The sequence below is a fragment of the Serratia sp. CY84636 genome (genome assembly GCF_052166245.1).
GTDB classification, from domain to species: Bacteria; Pseudomonadota; Gammaproteobacteria; order Enterobacterales; family Enterobacteriaceae; genus Serratia; species Serratia nevei.
Genome location: NZ_JBJNOX010000047.1, coordinates 1 through 507 on the forward strand (window position 1 = coordinate 1; position 507 = coordinate 507).

The 507-nt window shown below is 63.7% G+C and carries 1 protein-coding gene; it reads left to right on the forward strand.

From position 1 onward, the window contains the following. Positions 1–507 (forward strand): Tn3 family transposase (locus ACJ8QI_RS25535; RefSeq protein WP_000385537.1); only part of this gene is annotated, 507 nt, incomplete at both ends.

The window sequence follows — 507 nt, forward strand, 5'->3', positions numbered from 1 at the left end:
ACTTCGACGACTACCTGCTGCCGGCCGAGAAGTTCGCCGCACTCAAGCGCGAGCAGGCCCTGCCCCTGGCGATCAACCCGAACAGCGACCAGTACCTGGAAGAGCGTTTGCAGCTGCTGGACGAGCAGTTGGCCACCGTCACCCGCCTGGCCAAGGACAACGAGCTGCCCGATGCCATCCTCACCGAGTCAGGGCTGAAAATCACCCCGCTGGATGCGGCGGTGCCGGATCGGGCGCAGGCGCTGATCGACCAAACCAGCCAGTTACTGCCGCGCATCAAGATCACCGAACTGCTGATGGACGTGGACGACTGGACGGGCTTCAGCCGCCACTTCACCCACTTGAAGGACGGGGCCGAGGCCAAAGACAGGACGTTGCTGCTGTCCGCAATCCTCGGTGATGCGATCAACCTCGGGCTGACCAAGATGGCCGAGTCGAGCCCCGGCCTGACCTACGCCAAGCTGTCCTGGCTGCAAGCCTGGCACATCCGCGACGAAACCTATTCGG